The sequence below is a fragment of the Ruegeria marisrubri genome (genome assembly GCF_001507595.1).
GTDB classification, from domain to species: domain Bacteria; phylum Pseudomonadota; class Alphaproteobacteria; order Rhodobacterales; family Rhodobacteraceae; genus Ruegeria; species Ruegeria marisrubri.
This window is the reverse complement of record NZ_LQBQ01000007.1, coordinates 1-13,928: the sequence shown is the minus strand read 5'-3', so window position 1 is coordinate 13,928 and position 13,928 is coordinate 1. Positions and strand designations below refer to the sequence as shown.

Here is a 13,928-nt window from a genome sequence, read left to right as displayed (position 1 = left end):
TTAGCGGGCCAGTGCGGTCTTGTGGACCACACCATTTTTCATGATCAGATGCAGCGTGTCGGCAGGACGGGTGACAACCTCGATGTCATCGAGCGGGTTACCGTCGATCAACAGGATATCGGCAAGGGCACCCTCCTCGATCACGCCCAGCTTGCCCTTGTAGGGGTTTCGCGGGCCGGACATGGCCAAGAGTTCACCCGAGAGCGCCGTTGCCTGGCGCATCACCTCGAACGGGGTGAACCACTTGGTGCGCAAGCGGAACTCGTCGTTGGCCCGTTGCAGCAGCTCCGGGTCGGTGATGATGTCGGTGCCAAAGGCGATCTTCTGGAACCCGATCTTGCGGGCCGTTGCCATCATCCGGTCGATGCCGGCATAGGCCTCGTCATGCTTGGCCTTCTGATCCTCGGTATAGCCAAGGGGGTGCTTGGTGTAGACGATCACCTGGGGCGACAGCCAGATATCCTGCTCTTTCATCATCTTGAGGGTGGACTCGGTTGCTAGGTTGGCGTGTTCGACGCTTTTCACCCCGTTTTCCACGGCACGGCGGATGCCTTCGTCGTGATAGGCATGGGTGCAGACATAGGTGCCCCAGTCCTTGGCGGCGGCAACGGCGGCCTGCACTTCACCGGGGAGGAACTGCGTCACGTCCAGCGGGTCGGCATAGGAGCCGGTGCCGCCGGTGGTACAGATCTTGATCTGGGACGCGCCGCGCCGAAATGCTTCGCGCACGGCCACCAGCACGCCATCATGCCCATCGGCCACCGCGACCATGTGGTATTTCATCGGCACCGAGGGTTCGTTCAGGATCGCCGCACATTTGTGGCAGTCCTGGCGATGATCCGAATGCCCCGAGGTTTGCGAGATCATGGGACCGGACGGGTAGATGCGCGGCCCCGCGACGACACCCGCATCAATGTTCTTCTTTAGAGAAAAGGTGTTGCCGCCCACGTCCCGGATCGTGGTGAAACCATTCATCAGGTAGGTTTCGGCAGCCGCCGTGGCCTTGTAGGCCCAGTAGAACTCATCCGAGCCGAACGCTTCCGGGAAAGACATCTGGAACATGACATGCGCATGGGCGTCGATGAAACCGGGACTCATCACCCGACCTTCGGCGTCGATCACCCGCCAGCCCGCGTCGACGTCGATCCCCTTGGCGATTTTGGCGACCCTGCCATCGGCGACCAGCACGTCGTAGCCTTCGAGAAGGGTCTCGTCGTTGCCGGTAAAAATCCGCGCGTTGCGAAACAGGATGGGTGTGCCGTCACGTTGCCCTAGGATCGGGCGCGGGTGTGTGATCTGTTCAGACATCGAAAGCTCCTATGTTTGCGCCCCGAAAGGACCCGACATGTTTCAGTCTATTCTCGTCGTCCGCGTGCATCCCGGTCAGGGCCCGGATGCGATGCGCATCTTTCGCGAGCGGGGCGTGCTGAGCGAATGTGCAGAGGCGATCCCCAGCTTCATCGAGGGCGAGCTGCGCGCCAGTGTCGACGATCCCGACCGCATTTGCGTGCTTGCCAAGTGGCGGGACGTCGAAGGCTACTACGCCTGGAGCACGCATCCGGTGCGCGCCGCGCAACTGGCTGACATAGGCCACCTCGTTGCCGAGACAGAGATGGCCGAGATCTTTGGTCCCGTTTTCGAGGGCTGAGTTCATCACAACAGCCCCATCGACAGCCAAGGGAACACGGTAATCAGAATCAGGCCAATGACCATCACTGCGATATAGGGCAGCACCGACATGACCAATTCGCCGAATTTCTGCCTGAACGTCACCATCGCAACCATGAGGTTCATGCCGACCGGTGGCGTCAGATAGCCGATTTCGAGGTTCACGATCATGATGATGCCGAAATGCACAGGGTCGAACCCATAGGCTTGCGCCACCGGCATCAGGATCGGCCCGAGGATCAGGATCGCCTCGTTAGTCGTCATGAAGGCGCCGACGATCAGCAACAGGATGTTCACGATCAGGATGAAGGCAATCGGGCTGTCGATCCACATTTCAGCCAGTTCGACCATCTGGGCCGGCACGCGGTACTCGGTCAGGATGAGGTTCAGCGACAAGGCCACGGCGATCAGGGGGAACAGCGCGCCACCCAGCTTGGCGGTTTCGGTGACGACGTTGAAATAGCCGCGCAGGTTCATCTCGCGGTGGATGAAAAACTCGATGAAGAGCGCATAAACCAGTGCCACGGCGGCGCTTTCCGTGGGCGAGTAGTAACCCGAATAGATGCCGCCCAACAGGATGACAGGGAACAGTGCAGCCCAGATGCCTTCGCGCAGGGCGACGCGCAGTTCTGCCCAATCCATCTTCTGAGCCGGCTGTTGCCGGTTGGCCCAGATCGCATAGGCCGTCATCAGCCCGATCAGGACAAGGCCGGGCAGGATACCGGCAAGAAACAGGTCGACGATCGAGGTTTCGGTGACGAGGCCATAAAGGATCAGCGGGATCGACGGCGGGATTATGATGCCGAGCGTGCCGCCGGAAACCACCGTGCCAAGCGCAAAGCGGTTGGAATAACCCGCCTCGCGCATCGCCGGATACAGTACCGAGCCGACCGCGATCATAGTCACGATGGACGAACCCGAGATGGCCGCGAACACCGCGCAGCTGATGATCGCCGCCACTCCCAGCCCGCCACGGGTCGGGGCCGTGAAGGCGCGCACGATCCGCACCAGCCGCCGCGCTGCGGTGCCTTCGGTCATCACCGCGCCGCACAGCAGGAACAAGGGCACCGACAGGATCAGCTCCTTGTTAAGCGAGGTCCACATGTCCTCGACGATGTAGTCGAGATAGCCATGCCCCCAGACCAGGTGTACATACGCGATGGCCGCGATCAGGATGACCGTCAGGGTCTGGCGCAGAACCAGCAGGGCAACGATCAGGGCGAAGAGGCCAAGCGCGCTCATTCCGGGATCTCCTCTCGGGCGGGGGCCGATGCGGGCCAGATCGCAAAAACAAAATAACGGATGGCGGCGGACAGGAAGCCGATGGGGATGGCGGCCTGGATGATCCAGACCGGCATATCCAGCCCCGGCATCACGGTGCCGATATCGCGCGAGGCGCTGACGAAAACCCAGCCGTAATAGGTTACCGCAACAAAGACCAAGCCGCTCAGAAGGTTTGCGATCCGGTCCACATGGGGCGCCCAGCTCGCTGGCACCCAACTGAAGGCGATGCGCGGCACGATCTGTGTGCCGGTTGCAACGCTCACACCCAGCCCTGCAAAGGCCCCAATCACCAGCAGGAAGAGCGATATCTTGCCGGCGCCGTAAACACCGGTCGATCCCATCTCAAAGCCAAGCGCAGTGCCGACCGGCCCGATGACCTCGCGACCGGCGACGTCGGCAAAGATCAGGGCACCGATCAGGGTGAATGCGATGACCGCGATCCAGCGTTCAACGAGGTGCCACACCTTCAGAAGTGAGGAGACGGCTACTGGGACTGATCCGACTGTCATGGGGTAAGCTTTCCGCGTGAGCCGGACACCGCCCTAGCGATAGTCGTAGGGCGGCGCCGTTTGCATTTCAAAGCCGGGTCAACCCTTGCAGGCTGCCTTAGCGTTTTCCATCAGCTCGAAAATTGCCTTGCCATCCTCGCCGTATTCGGCGGCCATGGCTTCCCACCAGGGCGGAAGTTTTCCGCGGATGTCCGCGACCTGCTCATCGCTCAGGCGCACGATCTTGCCACCCTGGGATTCATGCAGGGCGCGCATCTTGTCCTCGAAGGCAAAGATTTCATCCATGATTGCCTTGGAGGAAAACGCCGGGTTGGCAAAGGCGCGCTTGATGGCGGCCTGGTCTTCGTCGCTCAACTTCTCCATGACGCGCTGGCTGACGGCAAACATGCCGGGGCCGTTGGCATAGTTGTATTCGTTGACCACGGGGTAGATCTTGGACAGGCCCGAGGGGATGGCGAAGGAATAGACCGTCGGATACATGTCGATCAGACCGGTCGACGCGGCCGAGGCGGCTTCGCCGGGGCTGATCGGGACCGGATTGGCGCCAAAGACCTTCCAATGCTCGGTGTTGATCTTGTTGACTGAGATGCCGACCTTCAGGCCTTTCAGTTCCTCTACGCTGGTGATCTCGCGATCCGACCAGAGATAGCCATTGCCCACTTCGGCCCAGGATCCAAAATAGACGCCCTTGGGCGCCAGGCGGGCTCGGATTTCATCTGTCAGGTGGTTGTCCTGAACGCAGGCGCGCTGATCATTGTCGTCAAAGTAGCCGTAAAGCTGCATCAACCCGACCTCGGGCGCCTGCTGACCGGCAGCCGACACTGTGAACAGGCCCATTTCGATCCGACCACGGGCCAGCTGGGCCAGCGTGTCGTTCTCGGAACCGAGTTGCGAGTTGAAATAAGGTTCAACCTTCAGCCGGCCTTCGCTTTCCGTGGCGATGGCCTCGGCCAGCCGGGTGACCTGAGCACCCCACGGGGTTTTCTCGGGTGCGGCAGTGGCCAGTTTCAGCACAGTTTCGGCCTTGACTGCCGTGGTCGATGCCAGCGCGACCAGTCCTGCCGCCGCGAGTGATTTCAAGAACGTCATTTTGTCTCCTCCGATCTGGGTGCACAGCCCTGTTTCGGCCAACATCGGAGTCAATCTTCATTCGCGCAAATTTACTTTTTGATATCTTTCATTCATGGTGCGAATGTTCAGGAATTCCCCTTTCATTTCGCAGGGGTTACCGGCAAGCGCGTTCAATTGGACGTCGCGTCACTTAGGGATCGACCACAAACGCGAGGGGGCATATGCAGAACCTGACGCAACTCAATCACTTCAAACTGGTCGCGCAGGAGGGCAGTTTCGCCCGGGCCGCCGAGCTTGCGAACATTTCGCAGCCCGCACTGAGCAACTCGATTCGCAGCCTTGAAACGCGGCTTGGCCTGACGCTCTTTGAGCGTTCCGCGCGTCCCGTGCGCCTGACTTCGGCGGGCCGCACCATCCTGGCCAGGGTCGAGGCCATCCTGTTTGAATCACGCAACCTTGAACAGGAGTTGGTCAACCTGGACGCTGGCCAGAGTGGCCACGTCCGGGTGGGAATGCCGCCGGTATTCTCGACCTCGCTCGCGGGGCCGATCATCGCCGAGTGGCATGATGCCCATCCGAATGTGAAACTGGATCTGGTCATCGGCGAGACTACCGACCTGGTTGCCGGATTACGGGACGAGACGCTGGATGTGATTGTCGGCGATGAGCGCGACCTGCGCCAAGGTACCGACGATCTGGACCTGACCGAATTGCCGCCGCAAGCAGGGGGCGCCTTTTGCCGGGCGGGTCATCCGATTCTGAACATACGCCACCCGCAGCCCACTGACCTAGCCAGGTACAAGTTTGCCGGAACCCATTTCCCCGAAGCGGTGCTCCGAGCGATCGCGCGGAAGGTGGGGCGGGATATCCGATCGCCGGAACCGATCATCGCGATAGACAGCCACAACATCGCCGTGCTGCGGGATGCCGCAATAGAAAGCGACTTGATACTGCTGACCACGTCCGGTGCGGTGCGAAATGCGCTGGCACTTGGGGTTCTGAAACGGATTCCGGTCGATCTTGGCATTGACGCCGTATGGCATATCGCGCTGAGGCGAGGGCGCGTGCAGCACCCCGCGGTCCCACGCTTCGTCGCCAAGATCATCGAGATCAGCAAACGCGAGTTTGACCACCGTCTGGCACCGTCTTGGCCGATTGCTTCGATGACGCCGTCCAGGGGGTGATCCAACCTGCCAACAAGGTGACGCAGGATCGGACATGACTTGATATGCGTCATGTGCGACCCTTGGGTTCCCCGATTCGTCATCAAGGTATTGATCATGCGTATTTTCATTCGTTTTGCAGCTGTAGCGACAACCTTTGGACTTGCCGTGTCGGTAGCGCAGGCACAGGACGGACCCATCCTGTTTACAAATGTGAACGTGTTTGACGGCGTGAACGAAAGGCTGATCGAGAATGCCAACGTGGTCGTCACAGACAATCTGATTTCGGCGGTGTCGAGCGAACCTCTGGTCGTCGCCGGCGGTCGCGTGATCGATGCGGGCGGGCGCACGATGATCCCCGGCCTGATCGACGTGCACTGGCATACCTCCTATTGCTGCGCGGCGCAAAGCACGGTGATCACCGGCGACATTCTGGAAATCGCGATCCGCGGCGCTATCGGTTCGGAGGCCACGTTGATGCGCGGCTTCACCACCGTGCGCGACGTGGGCGGAAACCCGTTTGCCACCAAGAAGATGATCGACGCCGGAGAAATCCCCGGTCCGCGTATCCTGCCCTCGGGTCCGCCTATCGGCCAGACCGGTGGCCATTTCGACTATCGCCCTTACCAAGTGGTCCCCACCAACCCCGCAGACTCGCAATGGTACTGGTACAGCGTCGGCCTGATGGCAATGGCGGACGGGGTGCCGGAAGTGACCAAGCGCGCCCGCGAGGTGATGCGAATGGGAGCCAGCCAGATCAAGATCTCGGGCGGTGGCGGCGTGTCCTCGGTTTATGACCCTCTGGACGTGCGGCAGTACACGATGGACGAACTCAGGGCCTTTGTCGAAGTCGCCGACACCTACAATACATACGTCGCCTCGCACCTGTTCACCGACGAGGCGATCCAGATGTCGATCGAGGCCGGCGTCAAGTCCATCGAGCACGGTTTCCTAATGAGCCGCGAAACGATGGAAATGATGCGCGACAATGACGTTTGGCTGTCGATCCAGCCGCTGCTGGATGACGAAGACGGGTTTTCCTTCGACGATCCGTTCAGCCAGGCGAAATGGGTCGCGGTGACAAACGGCACCGACATGGCCTATACAACGGCGAAGGAAGTCGGCGTAAAGGTTGCCTTCGGAACGGATATCCTGTTCGACCCCGCCCTGGCCGAGCGGCAGGGCGCGTTCCTTGCCAAGTTGCAACGCTGGTACACGCCCTACGAGGTGCTGAAGATGGCGACCTCGACCAATGCAGAATTGCTGGCGCTGTCCGGTCCCCGTCATCCCTATCAGCAAGGCACGCTGGGCGTGATCGCCGAAGGCGCCTATGCCGATCTGATCTTAGTGGACGGCAACCCGTTGGAGGATATCGATCTCGTCGCCGACCCGCACGGGAATTTCGACCTGATCATGAAGGATGGGGTGATCTACAAGAACACGCTTGATTAATCGGGCGACACGATGCTGGCTCTGCCCAAACTACTAAGGCTTCAAGCCGTGTTTGCCGCGATGGCGATCGGTTTCCTGATCGCCAGCGGTATTCGGGCGTCATGGGTCGGCGCACCGCTGAGCGCCGCCGATGTGCCTTCCTCCATCACGCTGTTCGTGCGGTACTCTGCCTGCCTTTTTCTGCCTCGCTATGGCGAGATCGGCTGGTACCGCATCGCCATGATACCAGCGCTCGTCGCCTTCGGGGGTGGCGGTGTGATTGGTAATGTGGTCAACTTTTCGCAGAATGGGCTGGCAAGTTATGCGTCGCTGCCAGTCTTTTTTGTTGCTATCGCGATCAACGCATTTGGATCGGTCCTTAATATCGCAGCCGCGCTCGGGCTTTTCAGAAAGTGAGGCCAGCAATGGACACCGGAACGCCCCTGATGCGCCTTTTGATCGCTGGTTGCTTGGCTCTGGCGGGCATGTTGGGAACCGCACCCTCGTCGTCCGCAGCAGCGGTCGATATTCGCGAAGTCGCCGAGTATTCCGGGATACTCGTGCCGGCACGCGAAGCCGAGATCACACCAATCGTCAGCGCTTGGCGGAGAGGCGTCAATTTCGTGTCGGGCCAGATGGTCAAGAAAGGCGATCCAATGTTCTTGTTCCACACAAAACCGGCAGAGCTTCGGCTGCACCTGGCGCAAGCAAAACTGGAGAAAGCCGAGGCAAATGTAGGGCTGGCGGAACTTGGTGTATTGCAGATGACCCAGTTGGCGCCCTTCGACGGTGTCATGAGCGCACCAATGGTGCGGGAGAACGGGTGGCAAGACATTTCGAAATCCGGCGATGGCGGCATCACTATGGCGATCATCACGCAATTGGACCCGATCCACCTGGTCGCAGAGCTGCCCTATGACATATATGCGGAGCGTATGCGGCATTTCGGGTCGGACCAGGCGTTTATTGACGGATTGGTGCTGTTGATCGCCCTGCCTGACGGCACCCTGTACCCCCACTACGGTCATCTAGTGTCCGGCGGATACACGTTTGACGAGGATAGCCAGAAGATCAAAGTCTGGGGCGAGTTCCCCAACCCCGACCATTTCCTTCGACCGGGCTTTCGTGTCACGGTCCAATCTCAACTCAATTCCGATTGACCCGAGCCATGACTCGCTCTGTCACAGGAAGATTTCAAGTCGCTTCCAAGAAAGGGCATCAAATGATACGCAAAACCGCATTCGGCATAGCCTTGGCGCTTCTTACCAGCGTGGCGCCGGCCTTCTCACAACAGAAAGGCGCCCCCGCGACCCTGATCACCGGCGCTCGGATTTTCGATGGGGTGAACGAAAACCTGACCACAGGCCAGGACGTGCTGATCGAGGACGGCAAGATCGCCGCGCTTGGCGCCGACCTGACCGCGCCCGACGGCGCCACCGTCATCGACGCCGGCGGCCGGTTCTTGATGCCGGGCTTTGCCGACATGCACGCGCATCTGATGTTCCAGATGCCTTTCGGCATCGCGTTCACTGCCGACCGGGAATACTGGGCCTATGTTGCTTCCAACATCGGCGAACAGTACCTGATGCAGGGTTTCACCACCGTGCGCGATGTCGGCGGCAACACCTTTTCATTGAAACGCGCCATCGACGAAGGCGTGCTTGTCGGCCCGCGCGTCTATCCTTCCGGACCAATGATTTCGCAAAGCTCGGGTCACTCGGACCACCGCACGGACGCCGAACTGCCCTCGACTATCCAACATGAACCCAGTGTGCCGATGAAATACTTTCACGTCGCCGTGGCCGACGGCCGTGACGAAGTACTGCGGACCACGCGCGAGGTGCTGCGCCGCCGGGCGTCGCAAATCAAAATCTCGGTCGGCGGCGGCACCGGCTCTTTCGCGGACCCGCTGGACACGATGCAGTACACCGATGACGAAATTCGCGCCGCGGTCGAGGCCGCAGAAGACTGGAACACCTATGTCACGGCCCATGTCTACAATTCCGACGGCATCCTGCGCGCACTGCGCAACGGGGTGAAGTCGATCGAACATGGCAACCTAATGGACAAGGAAGCCATGCAGGCCATGATCGACGCAGACGCCTGGCTGTCTCCTCAGGTCATCGTCTATACTTTCCACCCTGCCGGCTTTAACGACGAGCAGAAAGACAAGCATGACGAGGCATTTGACGGCATCGACCAGATGTTCACCATGGCCAATGAGATGGGCTTTGAGAACATCGTGTTTGGCACTGACATCATTACCTCACCCGAGATGATCAAGCGGGCAAACGAGGAATTCGTGCTGCGCACCAAGTGGTTCGACAATGTCGAAATCCTGCGTCAGGCCACGTCAAAATCCGCCGAACTGCTGGCGCTCTCTGGCCCGCGCAACCCCTATCCGGGCAAACTCGGCGTGATCGAGGAAGGCGCCCATGCCGATATCCTGCTGATCGACGGCAACCCGCTTGAGGATATGTCGGTGATGACGGAGTACGAAGAGAAGTTCGACCTGATCATGAAAGGCGGCATTGTTTACAAGAATCAGCTGGAATAGTGCCAGCGCGCAGTAGTCATTGCCCGACCGGGAGAATCGTCCGGTGTTTGAACCCTGATGCAATCCCCGAAAACGTCCCCGTTGGTGATTAGGGTTCCCCCCATCGAATCCTGGCTGGGAGAGGGGCGGAAATACGTGGGAGCATCCAAGTTCATGGGCCGCAGAAGGCATTCGTGATCATGCGGGCTGTGCATGGGTTACCCATCGCTCATGTCTATCGGGAAGCAGTGATCTGGCCGGTTACGTGAAAGGCCTTCAGCTTCACCCTGCATAGCATAAAGATTTCTGATCGGCCGCGTTTTTAGCGACCCAGTATTCTCGCCGGTGCGAGGTCGAGCGTCTGGGGCATTCGCCTATTGGCCATAACCGCCAATTCCAACACCCCCTCCAGCAATTTCTTGAACGGCCCTTCAACCGCGATGCCGTCACAAATGCTGACCATTCGAAACTGGTAAAGATTTCGAACTCAGCATCCGTCTGTGGTAGCCCGAGAATGCCCACAAGAACTTGGTGAACACCGGGGTGATGCTCCGCAATGGTGTGCACCAGGAATAGCCTTTCATCAATCCCCAAGGCCCGCGCCAATGCCGGGATGCGATCCGGCGACACGTGTCTCGCCGAACTTGAGCATGGGGTGGATGTTCGGGCTCTTGAAACCACTTCGGTCGGCTAATTCACGCTGGGTCAGCGGCGAGTTTTCAATTGCCTCGGACAAGAAATTTGCGGTCGGGCTCTGGGTCAAGTCGATGCCTCCTGCGAACTGATGGAGTTTGTTTTCTCGTGATAGCTCGCGACTCGGGGTCCGTGTGTTTCGTACTATCCAGTTTCATCGGGAGATCGCTGCGTCTGTAATCTTCAGGAAGTTATCAAGAGTGTGAGCAAATGCTGTCGCCAGTTCCGGCTCCTCGCCAAAGGCGTCCATGCGAAACATCACGACAAGCCCGCGTTTTACGTCCGCAATTCCCAGCCCCAGCATCTCGCTCAAAATGACGTGGACTTCCGGGTGATATTCATCGATGGCAAGCAGAAGGAAGTCGCTGGCATCGAGACCAAGTATTTGGCTTAAGGCCGCGATGTCACCCAATGAAACGGGCTCCCACCACGGACCGAAACCGCGCCCGCTGGCCCACACACGCGCTCTGGCAGCAGGTTGGCAGCGTCGTGGCGGTGGACCTGCAAGAGAATTGTTCCGGCGTTCTGCCCAGCGAGGTGATTGAGACCAACCGTGCCGAGCACATACGGATGCTGGACCGGCAAATTCTGGGCTTGTTTGTGTCGCGCGCAGCGGCGTCTGAGGTAAAGCCGCATGAGTTCCGCGACTTTCTGGACGGTCACATTGAAGCCATCAAACGTCAATCAAACGAACACCCGGTGCCGATAGGTGAACGGCTGGGGAAGGCCGCAAGCCGGTATCGTTTCAAATGAGCAGGTTGCGGACATTCGTTGCGATCCGCGCCAACATTTGGAGAGCGGGTTCCGCGGACCTAAACTTGCTCAATTTTGAACGTTCTGTACCTTGGAAAGGTAGTCAGTCGGCTTCGATCGGAAGGCTAGGATCAGGACCCCATTCGCTCATAGAGTTTTCATAGACGGCAACGTGGTCGTATCCTAGCTGGTGGAGCCAAAACGCATCAACGGTCGCAAATATGCCACCACCGCAATAGGTGATGTGCCGCGCGGCTTCATCCGCGCGGACCGCTTTGAAGGCCTCAGCTATCCTCTCAGGCGCCAGAAATGCATGGTTGTCCTGATCCAGCAACTCAACTTGGGGCACGCTCACGCTGCCCGGTATTCGGCCAGGGCGACCGTAACGCGGGTTCTCGCCGCTGAAAACGTCCCGCCCAAGTGCGTTGACGAGGCAGGTGTCCGGATCTTCTATCGCAGCAAGGACTTCCTTCTTGCCTACAAATATCTCGGGACGAAGATTCACGGTCAAATTACTGGCAGGATAGGAGCAAGGTTCGGTACTCAACAGTCTCCCCTCGGCACTCCATTTTTCAAACCCTCCGTCCAGTACTGAAGCATTGTCGAAACCCAGCCATCGCAGCATCCACCAAAACCGAGTTGCCCAGGACGGGCTGCGGCGACTGTAAAGGACAACGTGTGATTCATTGCCCACGCCACAACGTTCAAACGCTGCAGCTACCCGTTCCGGGCTGCTCAAAGTCATACCGTACGGACTATCTTCCTCGGAAAAATCAGCCTGAAGATCGAAGATCCCAGCTCGTGGTATATGACCCGCGTCATGTTCTCTTAAGCAGTTTACAACACGATATGGGCGTTTGCCCCCTTCTTCGAATTCCAGAACCGTCGAACAATCGAAAACCCTCAGTTGCGGGTCATCCAGATGCGCAGCAAGCCAATCGGTGCTGACCAGCGCGTGTGGGTTTCTCATGTAGGTCGCCATGGCCAAACCTCTCAAACTTCGACGAGATCATAATGCTTGATGGTACGCGACTCGACCAGTTCAGCTTCAGAAGAATCAATGTGCGGGGATTGATAATCATCGCCCACGAAGGCCTTCAAGGACTCGAGGCTGTCCCAAACCATGACAAAACTGAATTCGCGCGGTGTATCTGGGCGCGGCGCACCAGGAAGAACCTGCAATATGCCGTTCGTGCCTTTCATCAAAGGGATCGCAGTCTCATAGAAGAACCGATTGAACTCCTCCTCTTTGCCCGGTCTCGTGACGACCTGAAAAATCCGCATAATCATGCATTCAACCTCCGAAAAGCGCGGTTCTCGCCTGCCTGAACGCCTCTTGTTCGGTTTATAGCACGGATTGGCGGGGACTGATGCATCGGGCTCGGAGCGGGCATTCTCAGCGCTCGTCGCCAGCGACCGCTGCGCGGCGCATTGTCGCCCTGCGCTACGAACAAGCCAATTGCCGCTAACAGACTGCCGTCTGGCAAACACAAACCGGGCTGAGTTTGTCCTTTCTAGCGCGTCATCCGGTCTGTCGACGTTGAAAACATGACGACTGACTTTCCCTGAACCTGTTTCAGCCCGCAGCTTTCCAACATTGCACGGGATGGTGCGTTGTCTCTGCCGACAAACTCCATCGTCGCTTTGGCTCCCAATTCGTCGATCGCTGACAAGTTGCATAACGCATCTGTGAGCCTTCCAAGCCCGAGCCCACGCAACTCCGGATCAACTGCAATCAGCCCCACCCATGCCGTTTCAGTAAACGGACTGTAGTGATTGTGCGTCATTGCCGAGAATCCTGCCGCAGCGATACGCCCATCCTTGTGCTGCAATACATTGAGACGTGCCGGGAATAGCCGGCCGAGCAATGCATCTCTGGAGAATGGTGATACGCCTTGATCTGCAAGAAACGACTGAACGTCCCGCACCTTTTGTGGGGTCAATTCCGCTTCGGGAACGGGTATCAAACCATATGGGAAACCAGTTTCAACTATTTTACCACACACCTCGCGGATTGTATTGGCTTCCGCCATGAAAAGGTCCCAGAAGTGCAGATTAGGGCGGAAGCTGCCCAACTCTCTTTTGGCAACGTCTAAAGCCGCCTCATCAACCCCTCGAAGAGTAATCATACCTTCCTCGGACATGACCTTTCTCAGTCGATCCCAGCCCAAGGTTTTTGGATCATCGCTCGAAAAGATGCGCGCATGGACGACCGCACCGGGAACATCGGTGAGTTCAGACACTTGTTGGTCACGGGCTTTTTGCAAGGCTTGGACTTTTGCATCGCCAAAGTAAGGAGAAATATCGGCAGTCATGGGCAGTACCTCGGATGTGACACACAAAGCCTATAGCCAACGAAACGATTTGTCCCGGACATGCGGAAAATCCTAGTGACAGCATTCTTTGGGAAGACACCGCTATATTTTGCCCCATTTCTCAGCAAAGTTTCACAGGCTGACATCGGTAAAACGCGCGGCATCGGAAAACTTGGGCGCGTTCCGGCCCTTCGCCGCACCGATCAATATGGTCGGCTTTGGGAGCGTTCTATTCAGCCCGCGCCATCTCGCAGGTAGTTTCCAAAACTTTCCGTGCGCTCCACTGTTGCTCGTCCGCCACGCGTTCTTTCCGCCCCTGTTGCTTCCACAGTGCTTCCACGGGTGGGGCGAGAACGCGAAAAGCCCCGCGTCATGCGAGGCTAAGCGGTTGTATTTATTTGGAAGATTTGGTTGCGGGGAGAGGATTTGAACCTCTGACCTTCAGGTTATGAGCCTGACGAGCTACCTGGCTGCTCCACCCCGCGGCAAGATTGTTGGGCGTTGT

16 protein-coding genes and 1 tRNA gene are annotated in these 13,928 nt (G+C 58.5%); 7 read left to right on the top strand and 10 right to left on the bottom strand.

The features are described from left to right. Positions 1-1,308 carry a metal-dependent hydrolase family protein gene (locus AVO45_RS06725; RefSeq protein ID WP_068345243.1) on the bottom strand — a complete coding sequence of 436 codons (1,308 nt, stop codon included), beginning with the start codon at positions 1,306-1,308 and terminating at the stop codon, positions 1-3. 37 nt (positions 1,309-1,345) lie between these two features. On the opposite strand from AVO45_RS06725, the gene AVO45_RS06720 reads away from it, so the two are divergent. Beyond that, positions 1,346-1,648: an antibiotic biosynthesis monooxygenase family protein gene (locus tag AVO45_RS06720; RefSeq protein ID WP_068345241.1), complete on the top strand. Its 303-nt coding sequence runs from the start codon at positions 1,346-1,348 to the stop codon at positions 1,646-1,648. A 5-nt stretch (positions 1,649-1,653) separates the two neighbouring features. On the opposite strand, the gene AVO45_RS06715 is transcribed toward AVO45_RS06720, so the two are convergent. From AVO45_RS06715 to AVO45_RS06705, 3 genes are all read right to left on the bottom strand, one after another. Then, positions 1,654-2,910, bottom strand: a complete 1,257-nt coding sequence (locus AVO45_RS06715; RefSeq protein WP_068345240.1) for a TRAP transporter large permease — start codon at positions 2,908-2,910, stop codon at positions 1,654-1,656. Continuing rightward, positions 2,907-3,461 (bottom strand): TRAP transporter small permease, encoded by a 555-nt coding sequence (locus AVO45_RS06710; protein ID WP_068345239.1) that lies wholly within the window; start codon positions 3,459-3,461, stop codon positions 2,907-2,909. The genes AVO45_RS06715 and AVO45_RS06710 overlap by 4 nt, the downstream gene beginning before the upstream one ends. A gap of 78 nt (positions 3,462-3,539) precedes the next feature. Further along, positions 3,540-4,550 carry a TRAP transporter substrate-binding protein gene (locus AVO45_RS06705; RefSeq protein ID WP_157770123.1) on the bottom strand — a complete coding sequence of 337 codons (1,011 nt, stop codon included), beginning with the start codon at positions 4,548-4,550 and terminating at the stop codon, positions 3,540-3,542. Between the two features lie 203 nt (positions 4,551-4,753). Here AVO45_RS06705 and AVO45_RS06700 point away from each other — a divergent pair, with 203 nt between their 5' ends. The 5 genes from AVO45_RS06700 (at position 4,754) to AVO45_RS06680 (ending at position 9,683) form a co-directional block, all read left to right on the top strand. Continuing rightward, complete coding sequence (locus tag AVO45_RS06700) at positions 4,754-5,716, top strand: LysR family transcriptional regulator (RefSeq protein WP_068345237.1); 963 nt, start codon at positions 4,754-4,756, stop codon at positions 5,714-5,716. Between the two features lie 147 nt (positions 5,717-5,863). Continuing rightward, positions 5,864-7,147, top strand: a complete 1,284-nt coding sequence (locus AVO45_RS06695; RefSeq protein WP_240482089.1) for a metal-dependent hydrolase family protein — start codon at positions 5,864-5,866, stop codon at positions 7,145-7,147. Positions 7,148-7,159: 12 nt separating this feature from the next. Next, complete coding sequence (locus AVO45_RS06690; protein WP_068345236.1) at positions 7,160-7,543, top strand: hypothetical protein; 384 nt, start codon at positions 7,160-7,162, stop codon at positions 7,541-7,543. A gap of 29 nt (positions 7,544-7,572) precedes the next feature. Further along, on the top strand, positions 7,573-8,286 hold the full coding sequence (locus AVO45_RS06685) for an efflux RND transporter periplasmic adaptor subunit (protein ID WP_157770122.1): 714 nt from the start codon (positions 7,573-7,575) through the stop codon (positions 8,284-8,286). A gap of 62 nt (positions 8,287-8,348) precedes the next feature. Beyond that, entirely contained in the window at positions 8,349-9,683 is a 1,335-nt protein-coding gene (locus AVO45_RS06680; RefSeq protein ID WP_082688697.1) for a metal-dependent hydrolase family protein, read from the top strand. Positions 9,684-10,245: 562 nt separating this feature from the next. Here the strand turns inward: AVO45_RS06680 and AVO45_RS19695 are convergent. Together AVO45_RS19695 and AVO45_RS06675 are read right to left on the bottom strand one after the other, a co-directional pair. Then, complete coding sequence (locus AVO45_RS19695) at positions 10,246-10,425, bottom strand: hypothetical protein (RefSeq protein ID WP_157770121.1); 180 nt, start codon at positions 10,423-10,425, stop codon at positions 10,246-10,248. Between the two features lie 84 nt (positions 10,426-10,509). Further along, positions 10,510-10,767 carry a hypothetical protein gene (locus AVO45_RS06675; RefSeq protein ID WP_068345234.1) on the bottom strand — a complete coding sequence of 86 codons (258 nt, stop codon included), beginning with the start codon at positions 10,765-10,767 and terminating at the stop codon, positions 10,510-10,512. 77 nt (positions 10,768-10,844) lie between these two features. Here AVO45_RS06675 and AVO45_RS06670 point away from each other — a divergent pair, with 77 nt between their 5' ends. Then, the gene (locus tag AVO45_RS06670) at positions 10,845-11,108 is read left to right on the top strand and encodes a hypothetical protein (RefSeq protein ID WP_240482088.1); all 264 of its coding nucleotides are present in this window, start codon (positions 10,845-10,847) and stop codon (positions 11,106-11,108) included. Positions 11,109-11,211: 103 nt separating this feature from the next. Here the strand turns inward: AVO45_RS06670 and AVO45_RS19365 are convergent, their stop codons facing one another. From AVO45_RS19365 to AVO45_RS06650, 4 genes are all read right to left on the bottom strand, one after another. Next, positions 11,212-12,090, bottom strand: a complete 879-nt coding sequence (locus tag AVO45_RS19365) for a sulfurtransferase (RefSeq protein ID WP_082688696.1) — start codon at positions 12,088-12,090, stop codon at positions 11,212-11,214. 11 nt (positions 12,091-12,101) lie between these two features. Beyond that, entirely contained in the window at positions 12,102-12,398 is a 297-nt protein-coding gene (locus tag AVO45_RS06660; RefSeq protein ID WP_068345230.1) for an antibiotic biosynthesis monooxygenase family protein, read from the bottom strand. Positions 12,399-12,622: 224 nt separating this feature from the next. Continuing rightward, on the bottom strand, positions 12,623-13,423 hold the full coding sequence (locus AVO45_RS06655; protein ID WP_068345228.1) for a GNAT family N-acetyltransferase: 801 nt from the start codon (positions 13,421-13,423) through the stop codon (positions 12,623-12,625). 408 nt (positions 13,424-13,831) lie between these two features. After that, a tRNA-Met gene (locus AVO45_RS06650) sits at positions 13,832-13,908 on the bottom strand. Positions 13,909-13,928: the final 20 nt, after the last annotated feature.

Bases quoted from the DNA above. Each gene is read 5' to 3' on its own strand.
- AVO45_RS06700 (WP_068345237.1), top strand. From the start codon at position 4,754: ATGCAGAACCTGACGCAACTCAATCACTTCAAACTGGTCGCGCAGGAG.
- AVO45_RS06660 (WP_068345230.1), bottom strand. From the start codon at position 12,398: ATGATTATGCGGATTTTTCAGGTCGTCACGAGACCGGGCAAAGAGGAG.
- AVO45_RS06655 (WP_068345228.1), bottom strand. From the start codon at position 13,423: ATGACTGCCGATATTTCTCCTTACTTTGGCGATGCAAAAGTCCAAGCC.
- AVO45_RS06690 (WP_068345236.1), top strand. From the start codon at position 7,160: ATGCTGGCTCTGCCCAAACTACTAAGGCTTCAAGCCGTGTTTGCCGCG.
- AVO45_RS06720 (WP_068345241.1), top strand. From the start codon at position 1,346: ATGTTTCAGTCTATTCTCGTCGTCCGCGTGCATCCCGGTCAGGGCCCG.
- AVO45_RS06705 (WP_157770123.1), bottom strand. From the start codon at position 4,550: ATGACGTTCTTGAAATCACTCGCGGCGGCAGGACTGGTCGCGCTGGCA.
- AVO45_RS06680 (WP_082688697.1), top strand. From the start codon at position 8,349: ATGATACGCAAAACCGCATTCGGCATAGCCTTGGCGCTTCTTACCAGC.
- AVO45_RS19365 (WP_082688696.1), bottom strand. From the start codon at position 12,090: ATGGCGACCTACATGAGAAACCCACACGCGCTGGTCAGCACCGATTGG.
- AVO45_RS06715 (WP_068345240.1), bottom strand. From the start codon at position 2,910: ATGAGCGCGCTTGGCCTCTTCGCCCTGATCGTTGCCCTGCTGGTTCTG.
- AVO45_RS06710 (WP_068345239.1), bottom strand. From the start codon at position 3,461: ATGACAGTCGGATCAGTCCCAGTAGCCGTCTCCTCACTTCTGAAGGTG.
- AVO45_RS06725 (WP_068345243.1), bottom strand. From the start codon at position 1,308: ATGTCTGAACAGATCACACACCCGCGCCCGATCCTAGGGCAACGTGAC.
- AVO45_RS06685 (WP_157770122.1), top strand. From the start codon at position 7,573: ATGCGCCTTTTGATCGCTGGTTGCTTGGCTCTGGCGGGCATGTTGGGA.